Raw genomic sequence first — 18512 nt, forward strand, 5'->3', positions numbered from 1 at the left:
AACCACTGCGTCCCACGCTCCGCCCCCCTATCTCCTACCGACTTACACTGATTGTACATTACCCGCTCTTGAACCGCAAAACACAAATAAGGCTAATTCCAGCCTTCCCGAATAAGCAACCGGATGAACAGGGCAGAAATAATAAGGAGGTTACGATCATTCATTCTTATGAAGGAGGAATTCACATGCGAGACAAGACTGCGGAAGATTGGCAAGGGGAGTATGTGATGAAACAGATCGTCAATGCGGCAGAAGGAGAATATCCCGAGCATAAGTCTGTTGAAGAGGCCGAGAACGGGTCCATGGTCAATGATATGGAGGATCTTGTCCAGCTTGGAGAGGATATGGAACAAATGAAGACAAGCTATGAAGATGAACAGCACGGGCTAAAACAAGACCCGGAGCAATAGGCAATATAAATCAACGTCCAGACGCTCTCACCATCACAAAAGCAGCTCCGATCCCGCCTTAATTAAGGTGAGCGATCGGAGCTGTTCTTATAGATCTATATCAGGAACGATACTTCTGCCAGACGCTGGCGGCGACATCTATCCATTTCACCCAGCCCGGCGGCTTATCCGCTGAACCTGCGGGCAGAGCGGGTGCCGCTTCTGCGGCCGGTGCAGCAGCAGGCGCTGGAGCCACCTCTCTCGCTTGCTTCGATCTCTTCGCAACTCGGGGCGCTCTCTTCATTCTGTCGAACAGAGCCGTCGACACCTGCTTGGTGGCCAGCGTAACCTCTGTCAGAACCTCTCCGACATTTTTGACGGACTCCAGAACAGGATCTAATTGATCCATCTTGTGCTGCAGATCGCCTGTAAGATCGTTAGCCTGCCTGACTACGCCTTTAACTTCCGTACTGAGCTCGTTAACTGTCTGTTTGATCTCCTGCAATGTCTCCGTTGTCTGATTCAATGATCGCTGCGCCGATTGCAGCGTCCTAATCAAGAAGATAACCAGAACGACGAAGGCCACTGCGATCAGAGCAACGCTAATTTGCCAGATCATCTCTCAACCTCACTTTCCGACGGATGAACTCCTTCAATATGTATGAGTTCCGAGAGCCCACATCGGACTCTCACATAACACTATACATTATTTTACTATGAAGAGGAGAACAATCTCGTGAATTTTCTTTTAAGCGGGTCGAAGAGAATTAATAAGCTCAAGCCAATCGAAGGAGAACTTGATACGCACTATTTTACCAGGAAAATCAACCTCATCGATCGTAACTCCCTGCGGGAGGTAGCTAGCGACATCAACATGCATCGGCTCCAATCCGAACTGCTGCGGTGGAATGGAAATATGGCGCACCTTCACGGAATCTGGCTGCAGTGCCAGAACTCCATTGGAATAATGGATCTGATAATGTACCTCAGCCCCAATATCGAGGAATTTCCAGGCGCCGTTCAGATTCGCGGTCACCTGATTCCCGTCCAGACTGAACTCGGCTCCTGTCACCTCTATCGGTAGTTCATGCTCGGCTATATATTCGGTAATCCCCCGTTTGGCCAGATTATTAATATCACTTTCCGAGAGAATAAGCTCGGTATTCCGATTGCTGACCATTTGACTCAGCTTGTCCTTCCAATCCACTTCAGAGTATTGCATGTCCAGTGTACGCGATGGTCTGACATACAGCACTGCCGCAATAATGATAACGACTAGAAAAATCAAGATACCGCCTATGATAAATCTGCTCTTACGCATCTTTGAAGCTCCTCTTTCTAACGATGAATTTATAATCAGGATTATACTACAAATAAATAGCCGCCGGGAAATATCCCGACAGCTATTAAAGGGGGTAACTGCTTATTTCAGCACGCTTCCTCCGAACAGGAAACGGAACTTCCAGGCGCCGTCAAGCTTATCAATCCGAACTCCGCCAGAAGCTTGGGAATAGGTATGCAGCATCTCCCCGTTACCGAGGTAGAGAGCCACATGAGTAATCGTCTCCTTGCTCTTGTCCACATTTTTATATGCCGATTCCGAGGAGCCTTTGTAGCTCATAAAGAAGACAAGATCCCCCGCCTTCAAGCTGCTGATGCTGGACTTCGCGGTTCCGTTATCCTTCACCCATGTCCCTTGCTTGCGTGAATCACTCGGAAGGGTAATCCCCAGCGCTTCCTTATAAGCTTGTCTGACAAAATCGGAACAATCGAAGGTCTTCGTTGTATTCCGGTCCGAGCCATACTCGTATGGCGTGCCCAGATACTTCTTGCCCGTACTGATCACCTTGGCAATTTTCGTCTGATTAGAGCTGGTCGACCCCTCGTTAGAGCTTGAGCCATTCCCCTTCAGCTGCAAATATTTACTGGAGCTGCTTACATAGCCAACCTGCCCGCCAGCAGTTTTGATCTTGTAGAAATCGCCGCTCTTCTCCAGAATCGTCACCACTGTTCCCTTCTTGAGCATAGTGATGATTTTGCCGGTAGAGGTGGATGGGGCGGTACGCAAGTTCACACCATAGATTACACTCGCGCTCGTCTGCTCTGATGCAGCATTTCCGCTGCCAACAGAAATATATTTACTGGATGAACTGACATAGCCTGTTTTCCCGTCTGAGGTCTTGACCTTATAGAAATAGCTGTTGCTATTCTCCAAAATAGTCACGGTCGCCCCCTTCTTCACCAGCTCGATAATTTTGCCGGAGGTGGAAGGCTTGTCACGAAGATTCACACTGCTTACGATTTGTGCCTTGGTCGCTGTCTGGGCTGTAGCTGTAGCGGCCAACGCACGGTTCTGCTCTGCCGTAGCTGCAAATGAGGTAGTCAATAAAATTGCGCTTAGTACCAGGATAGTCGTGCTGCGTTTCATAGTTGCCTCCTTGTGGATAATATTGGATTCTTTAGATGATTATTATCTAACTTCACCTTACTCTGGACTTGTCCCCATTATATCCCTTATCGAATTTTGTCTAAATCCGTCGATTTTCGTGTTATCCAGGAACTTCACGACCAAATACCTAGCTACCTTCCACAAGAACAAGGACATATTACCCACGCACGATAACTCTAACGAAACACCATATCGTTATTCAGACAAAATACAGCCTTTAAGCCCTTGATTTGCCTCAATAACGATACCCTGTTTCGTTACGATTTCCGAAGGATCTTTTTGGCGTAAATAGCGATACCACGTTTCGTTAGAAATCAAGCGGGACGCGAGAGAACAGAAAAGGGTCGGGCTCAGGTGCACCCCCACCCTGAACTCGACCCTTATTTTAAAACAGTCTCATCGCTTATCTGCCATGCAGCTTTATCGATCCGCTGTTTCGTCCTTCTCTTCCCTGTCTTCCTTAGGCTCCACATGAACATGGACATGCATCACATTCTTGATCCGGCTCATCCGTTCTTCCACCGTGTCACAGATTTTATGACCTTCCAGGACAGTTAGCTGCGGATCGACCTCGATCACGACATCGACGAGCACATGGTTGCCATGTACGCGCGCCTTCAAATCCTTAATCCGCTCTACTCCGGGAATCCGCGAGATCGTCCCGCGCAAATCTCCGAGCTGCTCCTCGTCGAAGCCGTCCGTTAACCGATAGGTTGAATCGCGGAAGATGTCCCAAGCGGTCTTGCAGATTAAGACCCCGACAGCCAGAGCGGCTACAATATCCAGCCATGGCAGGCCGAATTGCGCCCCGATGATCCCCACCGCTGCACCGACACTGACCAGAGCGTCAGACAGATTGTCCTTGGCAGCAGCCATCAAAGCCTGATTATTAATTTGCTGAGCCAGCCCGCGGTTGAATAAATATACGCCGCCCATCACCACTGCACAGATGATCGCTATCGCCGCCGACCATAGATCCGGCTTCGTCTCATGCCCGGCAAACAAGGAACTAATAGCCCCGATAATGACCTGAATCCCGACCATCGCCATAATAAAAGACGCTATCAGCGCCGCCACGGTCTCCGCGCGAAAATGTCCGTAAGCATGATCGGAATCCGGCGGTTTCTGAGAAATCCGCAAACCGATCAATACGGCGAGCGAAGCTACGATATCTGTCAAATTATTAAATCCGTCTGCGAGCAGCGCGCTCGAAGCGAACAGGTAACCACTAATCAGCTTAAAAGTAGACAATATAACGTAGGCAGCGATGCTTACCCAAGCCCCGCGTTCACCCTTGCGTATATCTTCATATACATTCAAGCTCCACACCTCCACACTACTTCCTTGCAATAAATAACAATATTATCTAAATGGCTACTACATCGTACCAGATGAAAATCGTGTGGGTCTAGAGAAACAGTGTTGTACCAAGTAAAGTTCAGCGGAATTTCTCGAAGGTTACCTGCTCCCCCCTGTTTACTGTACTTTTCAACTTAAATCATCATTCCCGTTGTCCTTGTTTTTTAAAACGTATAAAATAAGAGCATGCTTGTTCTTGATCAGAGGAGATGATATCGATGACAGAAAATAAGGAGTCGCGAAAAATTGATTTGGCCGAAGCGATGCGGCAGAGATTGCAGCAGAAAAAGGAGCAACAGGCGGCCAATAAGCCAGGGGCCAAAAATGCCAATCAAATAAAGACACTCAAAAGCCAAAACAACAAGAAGCCTAACAATCAGCGCCGCCGTACCGGCGGGTCATAAGAAAGCTCCACTCCGCATAAAAAAAGAGCCGCTTCCCTGTCTATTAAAGACGGTTGCGGCTCTTTCTTTTGGATATATTAGATTACTCCTCTTCAGGATACATGCTCTTGCGTAGCGCTTGAATCTCTTCGCTCTCCAGATACTCATCATAGCTCATCACACGATCGATAATTCCGTTTGGTGTAATCTCGATAATGCGATTGGCAATCGTCTGGATGAATTGATGGTCATGGGAAGTGAACAGAATCGTTCCGTCAAAATCAATCAATCCGTTATTCAGCGCTGTGATCGATTCCAAGTCAAGGTGGTTGGTCGGCTCGTCGAACAGCAGCACGTTAGCACCGTTCAGCATCATCTTGGCCAGCATGCAGCGCACCTTCTCGCCCCCGGACAATACCGAAGCCTTCTTGAGCGCCTCCTCACCGGAGAAGAGCATGCGACCGAGGAAGCCGCGCAGGAAGGTCTCATCCTGATCATTGGAATATTGACGCAACCAATCGACCAGGTTCAAATCGACACCGTCGAAATAGCTGGAGTTATCCTTAGGGAAATAGGCCTGAGATGTCGTTACGCCCCAGCTGTATTCGCCGGAATCCGGTTCAAGCTCGCCCATAAGCACTTGGAACAGGGTCGTCTTCGGCAGACCATTTGGTCCGACAAATGCGATCTTGTCGCCTTTATTTACGACGAAGTTGACATTGTCCAGCATCTTCTCGCCTTCGACGGTCTTCGTAAGGCTATCCACCGTAAGCAGTTGTTTGCCTGCCTCACGTTCCCCCTTAAAGTGCAGGAACGGATATTTACGGTTCGAAGGACGGATGTCATCGAGTGTAATTTTGTCGAGCTGCTTCTTACGGGAAGTCGCCTGCTTCGATTTCGAGGCATTCGCCGAGAAGCGCTGAATAAAGGCTTGCAGCTCTTTGATCTTCTCTTCCTTCTTCTTGTTCGCGTCGCGTTGCAGCTGCTGCGCGAGCTGGCTTGATTCATACCAGAAGTCGTAGTTGCCGACATAGAGCTGGATCTTACCGAAGTCGATATCGGCAATATGCGTACATACTTTGTTCAGGAAGTGACGGTCATGGGATACCACGATAACGGTACCTTCATAATCCATCAAGAAATTCTCCAGCCACTGAATCGATTCCAAGTCCAAATGGTTAGTAGGCTCGTCAAGCAGCAGATTATTCGGGCGTCCGAACAACGCTTGAGCCAGGAGTACGCGGACCTTCTCATTCCCGCTGAGCTCCGACATTTTCTTATCATGCATTTCACGTGGAATACCGAGACCGATGAGCAAGGCAGCCGCATCCGGTTCAGCATCCCAGCCGTTCAGTTCGGCAAATTCACCTTCCAGTTCGCCGGCTCGCATTCCGTCTTCTTCAGAGAAATCTGCCTTCGCATACAGGGCATCCTTCTCCTTCATAATCGAATAGAGGCGTTCATGCCCCATAATCACAGTCTCCAATACAGCGAACTCATCATATTCATAATGGTTCTGCTTGAGGACCGCCATCCGCTCATTCGGCGTCATGAACACTTCGCCCTGATTCGGCTCAATTTCGCCGGACAGGATCTTCAGGAACGTTGATTTACCCGCCCCGTTCGCACCGATCAGACCATAGCAGTTGCCTGCCGTGAATTTTATATTTACATCCTCAAAAAGTGCTCGTTTTCCGTAACGGAGCGTTACACCGCTGGTACTTATCATTTAGGCATTACCATCCTTTTTAAATAATGACACTACTGGTTCAACATTATAACATAGTTCCTTACATAAGTTGAGAGATACAGTACGGGAATGGCTGCGAAAGGCGGCAAAAAAATAAGGCAACCGCTCTTTACGGCCACCTTAATGTCTCTCCATGCTGCAACACGCGAATCTTCTCCTCTGGTATGCCGCGGCGCGTCCGGTCTGCTTCAAGCCGGTCCAGCGCCTCGCGCGCTGTGTCATCCGCCAGCCGGAACGTACCGTAATGCATCGGCACCATCAGCTTCGCTCTGACGTCCTCGAACGCCTGCAGCGCCTCCTCCGGCGTCGTATGCTGGGGCGTCATGAACCATTCCGGCTCATAAGCGCCGATCGGCAAGAGGGCGATATCGATCTCGAAGCGCTGGCCAATCTCTGCGAAGCCCCGGAAATATCCGCTATCGCCGGCAAAATAGACAACCGGATGCTTCTGTGCCCTCGCCTCCGCCGTCTCACCGCATAGCTCGAGGACGAATCCGCCCCAATGTGATGTGTTCGTATCCCAGGGTGTGCGGCGCGTCCAATGCTGGGTTGGCACGAAGCTTATTTTCACGCTATCAAACTCCAGATGCTCCCACCAGCCAAGCTCATAGACACGCGCGAAACCCTTGCGCAGCATCTTGCGCTTAAGCCCGATCGGAACGACCATCATAGTATTACTTCCATACAATTTGCGGAGCGAAGCCATATGCATATGGTCATAATGGGAATGGGAGAGGAGAATCACATCGATCTCCGGCACCTCGTCCAGCGGTATCCCGGGTGTCCCTAATCTGCGCTGAAATCCCATCCGCTTGGCCCACACCGGGTCAGTGATCACATTCAAGCCTGCATATTGAATCAGGAAGGTCGCATGACCAATCCAGGTGACAGATAGCTCAGTACGGTTCTCCTTGAGAAAATCAAGATCAGGGGGGAAATTGGGAATAACATATGAATAATCCTTCTTTTTTCTGCGGCGCTCGTCACGCCACTGCTTGAACTGCTTAAGCGTCCTGTCTGTCTTGATATCATCCAAATTGCTATAACGCTGCCTTGCCATCTTGTGGTGGCTCCTCCTTCCAGTCCCCTTCATTCTCTGAGAACCCATTCAAGTCTACCTGCATTGTTATCCCCATTGTAAAACAACTATCCCCGCATTCCAAATAGAAAACTTCAGTCCGAAGGGTCTTGATAACGAAAAGAATACAGGAAGAGAAAAGCGACGGCAAGCACGATAACCAGCTCAGGAGCTATGAAAATAATAAATTTCTCCATCTTTGCTATCCTTTCTTCGGCGAGCTGCCGCGAACATATTTGGCGTCAAACAGGAACAAGCGCAGCAGGATGATCAGCGAGGGAATCAGCACGAACAAGCCGGCGATAAAGACAATGATCAGCGCTACGGCCATCGTCTCGTTCGTGAAGCTCTCATGGATGCTGACCTGCTTATATAGAATATATGGCAGATGGGAATGCCCATAGCCGTACCAGGCGAAACCGAATTGCAGCATGACGAGGATAAAGCTTACGCCAAGCCTTCTCCGCTTCCAGACTAGGTAGACAGCGATCAGGAAGCAGATCAGTGAGAGGATAAACGCCCAGGCGATCGTCAGCATATTGCGGAAATGCTCGGGATTCTGCCGATTGATCTGGAAGAAGGCGAACACGCAGGCGAGAATCGTCGGCCCGCTCCACCAGAGCGCATAGCCGCGCAGCACCTCGAAGGCCGGACGATCCCCCGCTTTATCAGCATAGTAAGCCAGGAACATCGCCGAGATATAGAGTACAGACACGAGGGCCAGGATGATGACCGACCAGGTATACGGATTGCTGAAGAAGGAGCCCCAATTCAGATTGACTTGACCATTTATCTCGGTAATGATGCCACCTTCGGAAATGGCCAGAATCGTAGAGAGCGCCGCAGGGATCAGCAGGCCGGTCGCGCCATAGATAGCTATATATATTTTATTATCTTCCTTACTGCTCCCATAGGTGTTATATGCGTAATAAGCCCCTCTAAGAGCAAGCAGCACCGTCACCAAACTGCCGGGGATGAGTAGCGCTGTGCCATAATAATAAGCCGAGTCGGGAAAGAAACCGACCAGTCCGACGACGAAAAAGATCAGAAACACATTCGTCACTTCCCATACCGGAGACAGATAGCGCTGGATGATGCTGTGTACTTTATTCTGTTTTCCGGTGATTACACTGTAATAGCTGAAGAAGCCCGCCCCGAAATCTACGGAGGCGACGATCAAGTATCCGAATAGAAAGGTCCATAGCACTGTGATGCCCAGTAATTCATAGCTCATCTAACGTCCTCCTTCATGCCTAGCTCCCGCATTTCATCAGCTACATCCTTGTTGCGGAACAATCGGGCTAATACGATGACGCATGAACTGCATAGCACGATATACAGAACCGCGAACATGAGCAGCATAGCGCCGACATGGTTCGAAGTCGTAGCCGCGTCCCCTACCTTCATATAACCGCGCACAATCCAGGGCTGACGGCCGAATTCGGCGAATAGCCAGCCCAGTTCAATCGCCACTATAGACAGAGGGCCGAGCAGCATGATTCCTAGCAGCAGCCATTTCGGATAGCCCCCCTGCCGATTGCCCGGCAGCATGCGTCTGATCAGATATAGGAACGGAATCAGGACGAGCAGCATACCGATCGCCACCTTCAAATCGAACAGATAGTGAATGAATAGCGGGGGCCGCTCATCCTCCGGAAATTCATTGAGTCCAATCACTTTCGTGCTCGGTTTGTTCCCAGCCAGTATGCTGAGGGCATAAGGGATCTCAAGACCATATTTCACCTCATTGTTCTGATCCAGCACCCCGCCAAATATTAATGGCGCCTCCGTTCTCGTCTCGAAATGCCATTCGGCGGCGGCGAGCTTCTCCGGCTGATACTTGGCCAGGAATTTACCGGAGAAGTCCCCGATAATCGCTGTAGACAGGGCAAATATGAAGGCGGATATTACCGTTAGCTTCAACGCTTTTTTGAAGTAGATTTCCTTACGTCCCATCAGCAAGCTATAGGCCGCGATCCCTGCCAACACACAAGCACTTACCGTATAGGAAGAGGCCAGTACATGCGATACCTTGGTCGGGGTAGCCGGATTGAACATGGCGATCAACGGATGCACGTCGGTGAATACTCCATTCTTCAGCGTAAAGCCCTGCGGTGTATTCATAAATGCATTCAGCGTGGTGATAAAAAAGGCCGAGGTGGATGAGCCGATCGCTACGGGAATCAGCAGCAGTAAATGCAGCATCGGGCGCTTGAAGCGATCCCAGGTGTACAGATAGATTCCGAGAAAGATCGCCTCTACGAAAAAAGCGAAGGTCTCCATAAAGAGCGGCAGAGCGATAGCATGTCCGGCCACGCGCATAAAGGTCGGCCAGAGTAGACTAAGCTGGAGCCCGATCGACGTCCCGGTAACGACCCCGACGGCCACGGTGATCACGAAGCCGCGCGCCCATCTGCGGGCCAGCAGGGAATAATGGGGGTCCTTCGTCTGAATCCCCCTCCACTCCGCCAGGGCAATGATCAGCGGAACGCCGACGCCAAGCGAAGCAAACACGATATGTACGAACAGGGTCAGTCCGGTAAGCATACGGCTGAGCGTGACCGGATCATAGGACATGATGATCTTCCTCTCTAGTTGAACATAGTGATCAGGTTGAAACCTGCAGTCTGGTGATGGCGAGCGATATGGTAATGACGAGCAATATGGCGATGCCGAACCCCCATCAGTTTCCGTTATCCGTATCCATATCTACTCTACATGCCGCCAGTGGCTTTTAGTAATAGTTCAGAAACCTAAGCAGGCTCTTGATGAAGGCATACAGCATAATGACCGCAATCACGAGGCTGAGCAGCGCCAGCTTTTTCTCCTGTCTTTTCGAACTCAATGCCCATCGCCCCCTTAAATTTCCATGGGCTTATTGTGTCTTGCCCGTTCCTTTTTATTCCTTAGGGTGAGGGAATTGAGGTCTCTTATGCATCCTCACGCCGCACTCATATTCGCATTTGATTCATAGTTGCAGTAATAGTTGCAGAAATACACTTATCTCGGACAAATGAGCTTGAAATTAGAAAATAACTGAAAAAACACAACTATTTCCTTATTCGAAGCCTCAAATGTGGAAAATACTCCCAAATAGATGTATAAAAGCAGCTATTTTCTCTATGAAGGGCTTAAGGTGCCAATATAGTTGCACATATGCACTTATCGTGTGAAAGTACCTGAGAGCACCGCCGTATCTAGCCTCATTGGGAGTATAATACCTGTATAAAGTACAACTAAAATCTCATATAATAGGCTCTGGCTTCACTTTAATTGCAAAAAGTACAGTTAAATAACGGTTCCTCTTGATCCGTGACAAATGGGAGATTCTAAATGTACAAAATACAGCTAAAAAAGCGAATCCCCACTCAATCTCAAAACTAAGTGTATGATATGCAATTAAACTGGCGCGATTTGTTCCGCAGATAACTCAAAAGACAGCGACAAAAAAACAGCCCTGGGATATCCACGAATATCCCAAGGGCTGTTCCACTTTATATCCTTATTTTTCGTACGTCAGTTTCTCAAGCATGCGGTTTAGCATAGCGGCGCTCTCGGCCCTTGTCGCATTCGCCTTCGGTGCGAAATGGTTGCGGCTGTCGCCTCTTACGATGCCGAGCCCTTTCAAGGTCTGCACCGCAGCTTGCGCCCATGCGCCGGTAGTGGCTCCATCGACGAACTCAGCTGGCGAAGCAGTACCATGCTGGTATCCGGCGTATTCCAGCGCCTTGAATGCCATTACGGCCATCTCTTCACGGGTAATCATCTGATCCGGACGGAATGTACCGTCCGCATATCCGCTGATAATTCCGGCTTTCACGGCCGCTTGGACCTTACTGGCATGCCAGTCGGATGCCGATACGTCCTGGAAGGAGTTTGCCCCGGCTGTGGCTGGCAATCCCAGCGTCCTGACGATCAGCGCCGCGAATTCGGCACGGGTCACCGGAGCATTCGGTGCATAGTTCTGCTGTGCGCGCCCGGTTACGATCATCTTGGCAGCTAGAGATTCAATATCCGCCTTGGACCAATGGGAAGCGATATCCTCGAAGGTGACCGGGTTCTGGAGGATCAGATAAGTCCCGTTCAGCTTACTGTAGATATCAATCCGCTGACCATCGACCTTGAACGGCACTGGCGTATAGCTATTGCCATCCAAGCGAACCACTGCAAGCGAAGCCGCTGAATCCAGCTTATCCAAGTTGATTGATCTTTGCACGTAAGAGCTATATTCACTGAGAGATACTGTCTTGCCATTGCCTGCCTGAGCGGTTACAGCGAAATTCACCGCTTGCAGGGCGCGATAGCCTTGGGCTTTCGCCGCTGCGATAGCATCCGCATCCACAGCCAGCTTAATCATCAGCTGAATGTCGGCATTAGTAGTATCTGAGCCTACCTGCTTCGCCAAAGCTTGAAGATCGACTTCCTTCTGTGGCAGAGCATAGCTTCCGTAGGACGTTACGACATTCAGTACCCGGGCATCTGCCTGAGCAAGCCAAGCTTGAAGCGCAACGTTATCTACAGTAATCGCAGCGGACTGATACGACTCTTTACTGACTGCTTCAATTGTAATCTTGCCGCCAGTAGGCTGCTTCAACGCGGCCTTCATCGCCTCGGCCGTCACGGAGCCAGTCGCCTCGCCTTGCTTAACTTGAAGCTGCACCTCAATTTTCCCCGGTTCTGTCGGTGCTTTAGGCTCTGCAGGCTTGTTCGAGCCTGTTGAACTCGATCCACTCGAACTGCCCGATGTGCCTCCTGGGCTGCTTCCTCCTGGTTCTCCAGGCTGCCCTGGCTCTCCCGGAAGCGGCGCCCCCTTCAAGTCGATAATTCGACCTTCTACAGCCGAAGTTTTATCCGTAATCGTACCTACCTTTTTCACATATTCTGAGAAAACCTCGTAGTCTGGCAGATAGAGCAGGTTGACACGTCCCTCCTGGTACGCCTTTTCGAGCGAGCTATAGAAGTCGCCGCCCTTCGCCGTGAACACATTCGTAGCTACCTCGTACGACTTGTCCGGGTTCAGCGGCTCATAGCCGTTCTTGCCCTTCACCTCGATACGGAGGACCCGCTCTCCTTCCTTCTTGGTAGAGTCATAGTAGAACTTCATTCCGGCAATATGCGGGAAACGTCCATCCTGAGCAGGAATCTTGGACACGCCATTCTCCATGGCTTCCTTGATTTCTTTGCCTGTCAGCGTAATGGTGACCAGATCATTATTGAATGGTAGGACCGTCATCACGTCACCCATCGTAATTTTACCAGCAGCGATGGATTCGCGGATACCTCCCCCGTTCTGTAAGGCGATCACGGCATCCGTCCCTGCTGCCCGGGCTGCATCGAGCATACCGTCGGCAATCAGGTTCCCGAGATTGGTCTCCTTCGTCCGCACATCGGCGCGCACCCCGTTCAGCATTACTTCGGTCAGACCGACCTCGATCTGCTTCAGCTCTTCAATGCCTGGTTTGTATTTCGTATTCAGAATCTCCAGCGCTTCCGGATCCGGCTGGATGACATACTTCCCATTCGCGTCCTTCTCGTCAATAGAGATCAGGCGGCTGTCCCAATCCTGGAGCACGCCTTCGTCGTCAAAGACCACTTCGAGCCTGCCGAGGAATTGCCCCTTCTCACCAGTCTGCACGATCAGCTTCGGCTCACTGCCGCTGCGGTCCACGACCGCCTGATCCAGCTTAGTATGACTGTGACCGCCTACGACAATATCAATCCCGTCGACCGCTTGAGCCAGCTTGACATCCACATCATAGCCGAGATGCGTTATGGCGATGATTTTATTGACCCCTTCACTTCGCAGCATGGCGACGGTATCTTTGGCTTTCTGTACCGCATCATCGAATGTAACCAAGCCTGGCGATGAAATATTGGCCGTATCCTCCGTCGTCAGACCGAACAGGCCAACCTGTTGACCGTCCACTTCCATAATTACCGCTGGATAGACGCTACCGGCTTCCGGCTTCCGCGAGATTTCGTCCTTGAATTTCCCCTTTAACAAAGGATCTGCTGAGAAATTCACATTCGAGGATATGAACGGGAAGTCGGCATGCTCTATGAATTCGTTCAGCACCTCCGAGCCTTTATCAAACTCATGGTTGCCGAAGGTCATCCCATCATATTCAACCAGATTCATAAACTCCAGATCCGCCAATCCAAAATATTTATTGAAGTACAGCGTACCGGAGAATACATCCCCTGCATCCAGAAGCAGCGGGTTGACTGCGCTTACCTTCTGTTCACGAATGGCGGCGACCCGCCTTGCAATATTATCTGGCGCACTTACGGTATCCAGATGGGCATGCGTGTCATTCGTATGCAGAATCGTCAGCGGGAACCCATCTACCTTCTGCGGCTGCAGATCGATCCGGGCCACGACCGGGTCATGGTCGGACACGCGGCCTTTCGTAGGTGAGAAATCCGCATTGAGATGGACGACATCGACCTTAGCCGCCCGAGTCAGATTCTTGCTAACCAGAATATGATCAAGTACCTGCGAGTTGCCATCATAGGTGTATGTGTATTGCTCTTCCAACGGCAGAGTCTCGATCAGATTGTCCAGTTCATTTCCTTTCAGAATCTGCGCCGTGTCTGTAAATTGAAAATCATTCAAATCGCCTGTCACGATGATATTCGACTGCGGATTCCCCTTCAGCACATCCTTGACGAATCCATTGACGACAGCAGCTATCTGATGGCGCTGGGCCTCACTGCCGAGCACCGGTGGCTGCGTACTGCCAAACGGCCCCTGGTCTCCCGACTTCGAATTGAAGTGATTCGCTATGACGATCACTTTCTCACCGCGGAACTCGAACTGGGCTGCCAGCGGCTTACGTGACTCATGAAATGCGCTATGGTTCGGCTCGATCCGGCCCGGATTGAAGGTCAGCTGATCCTTGTCTGCATCATAAGCTACCGCATCCGTTGAAGAACCCTTCTTGCCCTGCACACTGTCCGACAATTGGACACGCTCGGCATTGTAGAGGAAGCCGACCCGGATATTTCCCCCCGGCGCTCCGCCGTCACTATTATCGACCGGCGCGATATCTGTGAAGCTGTAGGTTGGGCCGCCAGCTGCACGAATCGCATCGATCAGAGCTTGATAGCTCTGGTCCGCCGCTACTGTACCATCATCCTTTTGCCCATTATTGTCCTGGACTTCGACCAGACTGATAATATCTGGCGATTTCATATTGAGGACGATGGACTCCGCCAGTTTGTTGATTTTAGCGGAACCTACACCCGGGTTGAAATTCTCAATATTATAAGTAGCTATTCTTAATTGATCATCCTTCACTTCAATCGTAGATACTTCCTGCTCAAAGGAACTACTCTCGATATCAGGCAGTCCATCTTTCTCTGGAATCACTTTGAAATTCCCGTTATTGTAACCGATAACCCCGATCACATCATCAGCGAATGTATCACCTGTGCTCACTTCTGTGCCAGGATCTCCATAGGCAATAATGAGACGCTGCGGGTTGAAGTTTCCTTGTTCCTTCAGCACCAGGCCACCAGCCGGTGTGATCACATCGGGAACATCATTCTCAACGCGAGTGGCAATATTGTAAGTACCGCTGCTCGTCCAATAAGGACTGATGATCGTTGGCTCAGGAAGTCTGACCCGCATCCCTTCCAGTGATTCATAGAAGTCTATGGCGTCTTCCTCTGGATCGAAGATCTCGAATCCGTCATTGTCAATAATCGACGTGGGGATTGGACGACCGCCCTTGCCAAGTGTGATCGGCTCTGGCAGTGGCTGATTCTGATCGATGACCCTATAATTTTGAAGCTCAATCTGCGTAGACGTCAGATTACTTGCATTTCCCTCGTCATATTCGGCTACTTTACCATCAACGGATACAAGATCGCCCACCTTAGGCTGTTCGCTGCGTGTAGTGTAGACGAAGATGGCATCCGAAGTATTAGGATTTGCATCCGGGGTAGGGTCTTGGATGTAGAAGCCTTTAGTTTTTCCATTAGAGAAGGTATAACCGGATTGCGTGACAACCCCCTCGATATTCTCCACCATCTGGCCATTATAAGGAGAGATATGCCCTTCGCCCTGAATATCCGCGATCCGCGGCTGTTCAGTAGCTGTATAGACGAACTCAAATACTTGGCTTATTTCCGCGCCAGAGGCGGCGATCGCCTTGATGGTGATATCGTGATCTATCTGGATCGGCGCGCTATAAAGTGTGCTTGCCGTCGTAGGCTCCGTTCCATCTACGGTGTAATAGATCTTGGCATCCGGAGTTGGGCTGGATAGTACAACCTTACTCCCTGTAATGATTGGACCTGATCCCGGACTGGCGATTACAGAGAATAGCTCCTCGATCAGAGCCTCATCACTCAGCGGAATCAATTCATAAATCTTGCCAAACTGCTTCACCACACCCGTCACACGGCTGAAGGTTTTGCCCTCTTGCAGCTTAGGTGAACTGGAGTAAATGATAAATTCATCTCCGCCCTGAACGGCTGTATACTCCCCTGGCCGGTTCAGAGACTTAATAGAGATATCCTCCAGATAAACAAGCCTTGCTTCAAAAGCTTCTCCATGATCTGCGGCCAGGTCTGCTCCGCTAATTTGAATAGCCTGCGGAAGTCCGACATTTCTGCCTGTTACCTCAACCGGCAGAAGAGGATGCGGTTTAAGCTCCTGAAGATTTTTGTAAATCTCCATGACCCCGGCCACGCTGACCCGGTCCCCCACGCCTGCATCAAGCGAATAGCCGTATAGTACGATGCCGGCTGTATCATCTTGAATGTAAGTTTCTTGGCCTGCAACATGGGTGATAATCCCTTCCGTCCAGGCATTCTCAGTCCTTTCCTTGCTGCGTGCTTCGGCAACAGAAGTCTCCGTTAGAATGTCATATTGGAAGGAAGCTGTCGGCCCATTAACACCATCGACGCTCGCATAGGCATCGATCTGAATCGGCTCATTCAGCACGATTGGACCATTTACAGGCAGGAATTCTGTGCCTGTCTCGCCTAACGAATTAACATTCGCATAGACAGCTGCACTGACTGAAGGAGGAGCCAGCGTAATCTCTGTCCCTGCTGGCCAGGCATTCGGTTCCGGGGAAGCCGTTACTTCCCCCACCTGGGCGATCTCAATTTGATCCATTTGAGGTGAAGCTTGTACCTTTTGCATAGGACTGATAGGAAGGATTGTGCTTAAGAGCATTATGATAGCTAATAATAAGCTGATCGGTTTACAGAATCTTCTATATCGTGCGCGCATTCTGTTCATTCACTCCTCTATCAAATTTTCATAGCCTCACTCACAGCATAATCCGCAATTGTTATGACAGAAGTAATCCTGAATTTCGAAAGTAACATCGTCTGAAAAACAAGAAAAGGGCTCCAATTCTTTGGTAGAATGGTGTTTGTCCAGAACATCACCTACAAAGAAAGGAGCACCTTTTAGATGAAGTCTACCACACCCGTCAGCAAAATCAAGACCGAATTTACCTTGCAAAACGCCTCAAATGTTGGAGGAAGCAAAATCTTTCTGGAATATCTCGAAAAAATCAAGCTCGGTAAGGCTTTGCAGAATTTAAATTGTACCAAGCAAGGCAATTCCCTGTTCCCTGTTTTCCGCATCCTGCTCTATCTCATTGTCGGCTGGATACTCGGATGCGAACGCCTCTTTCATTTCCGCAGGCTGCAACATGACGCGCTCATCCGGCGGTTTCTCGGCGGGCGCTGTCCGCATCACACCCTGCTGTATAAGGAACTGGATCGACTCAGCAAGACCCGCCCAACCTTAACGCTGGATTTGCGAAAGCTGAATCAGCAGATTATTGCACCCTGTCTGCCTTCTGAACTCATCGTGGACCTAGACTCCACGGTAGAAACGGTATACGGTCACCAAGAGGGGGCGGCAGTCGGCACGAATCCCCACAAACCCGGACGTAAAAGTTACCATCCGCTGATGGCGTTTGAGGGCCAGTCGCGCCTGTGCCTGAATGCAGTACTGCGTGCTGGGAATACGCACGCTTCCACCGATGCAGCCGCCTTCCTCCGTCAGATCTTTGAGTTGCTTGGTGACCGTCCGGTAAAGTACGCCCGGTTTGACAAGGGATTTGGCGGCGAAGACTTCTACAGCCTATGGGAAGCCAAGCGAATCGGGTATGTCGGGAAATTGAAATGGACGCAGCGACTTCAGGCCGAAGTAGGGCGATGCCGCTACTGGAAGCGGTTTGTCGATGAGGATTGGGTCATCGAGGGGATCACCCTGATCTACCAAGCCACCTCATGGAAGAAACCGCGCCGCGTTGTGGTGATTCGTAAAGCGCAGGTGTTTGACGGCGATCAAGCTCGGCTTCTCCTCGATACGGACTGGCATTACGAAGCGATCGTCACCAATCTCGAGTGGGAGCCGATCGACCTTTGGCGCTTTTACAACCAGCGTTGCTGCATGGAGAACTATATCAAAGAAGCCAAACGCGGCTTTTCCATCGATCGAATCGCTACCGGTGACTTTACCGCTAATGAAATCGACCTGCTCATCAAGCTGCTCGCCTACAATCTCTACGAGAGATTCAAGCGAGACTGTTGCGAACCGGTCCATCAAGGGTATACGATTGCCCGGTTCCGTCTAGAGTTTTTCCACTGTGCAGCTACGATGATTCAGCATAGCCGACAAGTCGTTCTGAAACTGGCTAAAGATTTCGCGAACCGCTGCGCCTGGCAACGTATCGCCGCCAAAGTCGCTGCCTTAGAATGACGTTTACCACAAATTAACATGGAAACCGTTTAGCCCTGTCTTATGGGGAGGGGGAAAGACTACCCTCTTTTCAGAATCGTCGCGTAATCCACTGGGTATTTCCCTGTTTATTACAGTTGTTGCCTACTAATCCTGCTACAAACTGGCCACCATTATGGGCTTTCGAAATTCAGGGTAATCATAGGTATGACTTGTGTAAAAAGGTTCCAGACCCGCCGACGAAACTATTAACTTTTGTTTACTCCATAAAGTCGAACTATAAATGTGAAGATACAAGCACCAGGTGAAATGTTAGATTACCACTACAGCCCCCTTTCTGATCTTTTTTTATAGCGCAAATACCCCCTTACGGGTTCTTGCCTTCTGAGC

The 18512-nt window shown here is 50.2% G+C and carries 13 protein-coding genes; 3 read left to right on the forward strand and 10 right to left on the reverse strand.

Annotation, left to right across the window (positions count from 1 at the left end; all coding sequences use genetic code 11):
* The first annotated feature begins 185 nt into the window (after positions 1-185).
* A complete protein-coding gene (locus BFJ94_RS15425; RefSeq protein WP_120463455.1) occupies positions 186-410 on the forward strand; it encodes a hypothetical protein in 225 nt (74 codons plus the stop codon).
* 100 nt (positions 411-510) lie between these two features.
* Here BFJ94_RS15425 and BFJ94_RS15430 read toward each other — a convergent pair whose 3' ends face one another.
* The 4 genes from BFJ94_RS15430 to BFJ94_RS15445 all read right to left on the reverse strand — a co-directional run bounded on the left by BFJ94_RS15430 (position 511) and on the right by BFJ94_RS15445 (position 4158).
* Complete coding sequence (locus tag BFJ94_RS15430; RefSeq protein ID WP_120463456.1) at positions 511-1008, reverse strand: DUF948 domain-containing protein; 498 nt, start codon at positions 1006-1008, stop codon at positions 511-513.
* Positions 1009-1137: 129 nt separating this feature from the next.
* A complete protein-coding gene (locus BFJ94_RS15435; RefSeq protein WP_120463457.1) occupies positions 1138-1710 on the reverse strand; it encodes a hypothetical protein in 573 nt (190 codons plus the stop codon).
* A 102-nt stretch (positions 1711-1812) separates the two neighbouring features.
* Positions 1813-2817, reverse strand: a complete 1005-nt coding sequence (locus BFJ94_RS15440; RefSeq protein WP_120463458.1) for a C40 family peptidase — start codon at positions 2815-2817, stop codon at positions 1813-1815.
* A 441-nt stretch (positions 2818-3258) separates the two neighbouring features.
* The gene (locus tag BFJ94_RS15445) at positions 3259-4158 is read right to left on the reverse strand and encodes a cation diffusion facilitator family transporter (protein WP_120463459.1); all 900 of its coding nucleotides are present in this window, start codon (positions 4156-4158) and stop codon (positions 3259-3261) included.
* 257 nt (positions 4159-4415) lie between these two features.
* On the opposite strand from BFJ94_RS15445, the gene BFJ94_RS15450 reads away from it, so the two are divergent.
* A complete protein-coding gene (locus BFJ94_RS15450; RefSeq protein ID WP_120463460.1) occupies positions 4416-4601 on the forward strand; it encodes a hypothetical protein in 186 nt (61 codons plus the stop codon).
* A gap of 82 nt (positions 4602-4683) precedes the next feature.
* Here the strand turns inward: BFJ94_RS15450 and BFJ94_RS15455 are convergent, their stop codons facing one another.
* The 6 genes from BFJ94_RS15455 to BFJ94_RS15475 all read right to left on the reverse strand — a co-directional run bounded on the left by BFJ94_RS15455 (position 4684) and on the right by BFJ94_RS15475 (position 16538).
* The gene (locus BFJ94_RS15455; RefSeq protein WP_120463461.1) at positions 4684-6309 is read right to left on the reverse strand and encodes an ABC-F family ATP-binding cassette domain-containing protein; all 1626 of its coding nucleotides are present in this window, start codon (positions 6307-6309) and stop codon (positions 4684-4686) included.
* 130 nt (positions 6310-6439) lie between these two features.
* Entirely contained in the window at positions 6440-7390 is a 951-nt protein-coding gene (locus BFJ94_RS15460; protein WP_120463462.1) for an MBL fold metallo-hydrolase, read from the reverse strand.
* Positions 7391-7503: 113 nt separating this feature from the next.
* Entirely contained in the window at positions 7504-7605 is a 102-nt protein-coding gene (gene cydS, locus BFJ94_RS26325) for a cytochrome bd oxidase small subunit CydS family protein (RefSeq protein WP_438803723.1), read from the reverse strand.
* A 5-nt stretch (positions 7606-7610) separates the two neighbouring features.
* Positions 7611-8642: a cytochrome d ubiquinol oxidase subunit II gene (locus BFJ94_RS15465; protein WP_120463463.1), complete on the reverse strand. Its 1032-nt coding sequence runs from the start codon at positions 8640-8642 to the stop codon at positions 7611-7613.
* Entirely contained in the window at positions 8639-9988 is a 1350-nt protein-coding gene (locus BFJ94_RS15470) for a cytochrome ubiquinol oxidase subunit I (protein WP_120463464.1), read from the reverse strand. The genes BFJ94_RS15465 and BFJ94_RS15470 overlap by 4 nt, the downstream gene beginning before the upstream one ends.
* A gap of 922 nt (positions 9989-10910) precedes the next feature.
* A complete protein-coding gene (locus BFJ94_RS15475) occupies positions 10911-16538 on the reverse strand; it encodes a 5'-nucleotidase C-terminal domain-containing protein (RefSeq protein ID WP_240431915.1) in 5628 nt (1875 codons plus the stop codon).
* A gap of 303 nt (positions 16539-16841) precedes the next feature.
* Here BFJ94_RS15475 and BFJ94_RS15480 point away from each other — a divergent pair, with 303 nt between their 5' ends.
* A complete protein-coding gene (locus tag BFJ94_RS15480) occupies positions 16842-18143 on the forward strand; it encodes an IS1380 family transposase (RefSeq protein ID WP_120463466.1) in 1302 nt (433 codons plus the stop codon).
* The last annotated feature ends 369 nt before the right edge of the window (positions 18144-18512 follow it).

Origin of the sequence: Paenibacillus aceti, assembly GCF_003614185.1 — a bacterium.
Classification (GTDB): domain Bacteria; phylum Bacillota; class Bacilli; order Paenibacillales; family Paenibacillaceae; genus Fontibacillus; species Fontibacillus aceti.